We start from the raw sequence: 2,624 nt of genomic DNA, 5'->3' as shown, positions 1-2,624 counted from the left end.
GGCGCGTTCCGGTGGTCGTCCGGACCGCCGGTGAATCCCGGCACGATCATGGTGGCCGCGGGATCGTGCTGATGCTGATGCTGATGCTGATGCTGGTCCTGCTCCTGCGGCGCCGGATCCTCGTCGGTGTCGTGTGCCGCCGGGTCCTGGTCGGACGCGGCCGGGGCGGGTGCCTGCGGCTTGGGCCGGGCGGGCGCCCAGGCGAGCACGAGCGCGCCGCCGAAGATGCCGAGCAGCATGCCGAGCCCGAAGCCGCCGAGGTTCAGCCCGACCAGCGAGTACACCGCGGTGAGCAGGCCGAGCACGCCGTAGAACAGGCGCTGTCCCGGGGTCACCCAGCTGAGCACGCCGGCCAGTACGAGCAGCAGCGGGAGCAGGTAGGACAGGAAACCCTCCGGCCCCATGTGGACCTCGAGATCGCCGAGGGTCAGGTTGGCGCTGAGGAACAGCTCCAGCCCGGCGATCAGGAGCAGCAGGCCGCCCCAGAAAGGCCTGCTTCGCCGCCAGCGGCGGAAACCGCCGTCCGACGCGTTGGTTGTTGCCACGTACTCCTCCAGAAAATCGTGCTGGGCCCCCCGGCATGGTGGAGGCCCGCGGCCGGTGATCTCCGCGGGCCTCGGGAACTACCTCAGAAGCACTCCGGTGGGTTGCCGTCCTTACCCGGGAAGTTGATCTTGAGGTTGAGCCCGGTCAGCGTGAACGTGCCGGCCGTGGTGGAGACCGCGGTCTGCTTCAGGTCGGTGATCACGACTCGGGAGGCCTCCTGGCCGAAGGAGCCCAGCGGGCCGCTCGCCTTCGGGCCACCCTGACCGAGGGTCGAGGCGTCCTGGCCGATGTTGATGTCGGTGAACTCCGCGTTGCCGTTGAGCTCCGTCATACCGATCAGCAGGTTGGTCGCCTTCGCCGGGGCGTCGGCGTCACGGCCGGCCCGGATCGTCAGGCTGATCGGCGAGCCCGGGGCCCGTACCGACTGGCACAGGTTGTAGAGCTTCGCCGAGGCGATGCCGGACATGGCGACCGGGACGTCCCGGTCACCCTTCGTCGCGGTGTCGAGCTGGTCGCCGTACTGCGCGAAGCCGACGCCGTCGAGCTTGTCGGCCGAGATCTTGAACGGCTGGCCGGAGATGGCGAACGAGGCGGCGAACGCCCCGTTGGCCAGGCCGAAGACCAAGGCACCGGCGGCCGCGGTGGGGACCGCCACCGCTACGGCGAAACGGCGCCAGTTGGTGCGGCCGTAGGCCGGATCGCCTTGCGCATCCTTCACGGATCCTCCTTGTGGGAACTACAACGGTTGCGACCGCACCGCCATGCGGCTCGCATCGCGGGCGACTCTAGGTCAACCGTTGGTATGCAGGCCCGTCGATGCGGCCGTCTTAACGTGCGGGAAATGTTGCCTCTACCTGCGGATGAGGACAAGAGCCCTGGCTACCGGCCAGTAACAGGAGTGAAACAAGATCGATTACTGTGGGTCACTGCAATCGGGGTACGCCTCCGTGAGATGCGTCGCTAATGGACACATCGGTCGGGCCAGGGGCTTGTGATCGTCACCACACGTACGCATGGGGCCCAAGTTACGGATCGGTAACAACTTTCAGGAAGCTCTCAGGTCTGTGCACTCAGCGTGCGTGCACCACCGGTTCAAGTCGCGGCAATACCTGCCGAACTAGGTCACGAGGGCTGATGCCGCCGTGCGGAGAGGAACGGGCGTTGAGTCGAGACGAGCAGCAGCGCCTGGCCGCGTTGCACGAGTACCGCGTGCTCGACGCACCCGCCGACGACGAGCTGGAGGCGGTCGTCCGGGTCGCCGCGATGGTCGCCGGGGTGCCCACCGCGACCCTCAACCTGATCGACGAGCACCGCCAGTGCCAGCTCACCACCGCGGGTTTCACCGGTGGTGACTCCGCGCGCGCCGACTCGATGTGCGCCCTGCGGTTCCAGGCCGGGCAGTTCGTGCACGTCCGGGACGCCCGTACCGACCCCACCTACCGCGACAACCCGTGGGTCACCGGGGTGCTCGCCGACGTGCGGTTCTACGCCTCGGCGCCGCTGGTCACGCCGCACGGACACGCGCTGGGCACGCTGTGTGTCTTCGACTCGGTGCCCCGGGAGCTGACCGGCGAGCAGATCGAGCGCCTGGAGGACCTGGCCGGGGTGATCCTCGCGCTGTTCGAGCGGCGGCGGCAGGCCCGTGTCATGGCCGAGCTGGCCGCCGAGGCCGAGGCCCGCCAGCAGTTCACCGACACCGTGCTGGACACCATCGACGTGGCGGTGGTCGCCGCCGACCGGTCCGGGCACCTCACCGTCTTCAACCGGGCCGCGCGTGACTGGCACGGCCTCGACGCCGACCCCTCGATCGAGCCGGCCGACTTCGCCGAGCACTACCGGCTGTTCCGCGCCGACGGGGTCACTGCACTGCCCAGCGAAGAGATCCCCCTGCTGCAGGTCCTGCACGGCGGCGTGGTCAGCGACGCCGAGCTCGTCATCCGCCCCGACGACCGGCCGGCGCGGCACGTCGTCGTGGGCGGCCGCGCCCTCCCCGCCCCCGACGGCACACCGCTCGGGGCGGTCGTGGCGATGACCGACCTCACCGCGGACCGGGCACAGCAGCAGGCCCTGCTGGACTC

At 69.6% G+C, this 2,624-nt stretch carries 3 protein-coding genes; 1 reads left to right on the top strand and 2 read right to left on the bottom strand.

Features of this window, described 5'->3' with window-relative positions; genetic code table 11:
• Together AB0C29_RS42800 and AB0C29_RS42795 are read right to left on the bottom strand one after the other, a co-directional pair.
• On the bottom strand, positions 1-545 hold a 545-nt coding region (locus AB0C29_RS42800; protein WP_360833307.1), incomplete at its 3' end, for a DUF6114 domain-containing protein.
• Between the two features lie 83 nt (positions 546-628).
• Positions 629-1,264 carry a DUF6230 family protein gene (locus tag AB0C29_RS42795; protein WP_360833305.1) on the bottom strand — a complete coding sequence of 212 codons (636 nt, stop codon included), beginning with the start codon at positions 1,262-1,264 and terminating at the stop codon, positions 629-631.
• A 443-nt stretch (positions 1,265-1,707) separates the two neighbouring features.
• On the opposite strand from AB0C29_RS42795, the gene AB0C29_RS42790 reads away from it, so the two are divergent.
• Positions 1,708-2,624 (top strand): PAS domain-containing protein (locus tag AB0C29_RS42790; protein WP_360833303.1); only part of this gene is annotated, 917 nt, incomplete at its 3' end.

This window comes from Actinoplanes sp. NPDC048791, from assembly GCF_040650095.1.
Taxonomy (GTDB): Bacteria; Actinomycetota; Actinomycetes; order Mycobacteriales; family Micromonosporaceae; genus Actinoplanes.
Note: the sequence above shows the minus strand (reverse complement) of the source record. Positions and strands in the feature narration are given on the sequence as shown.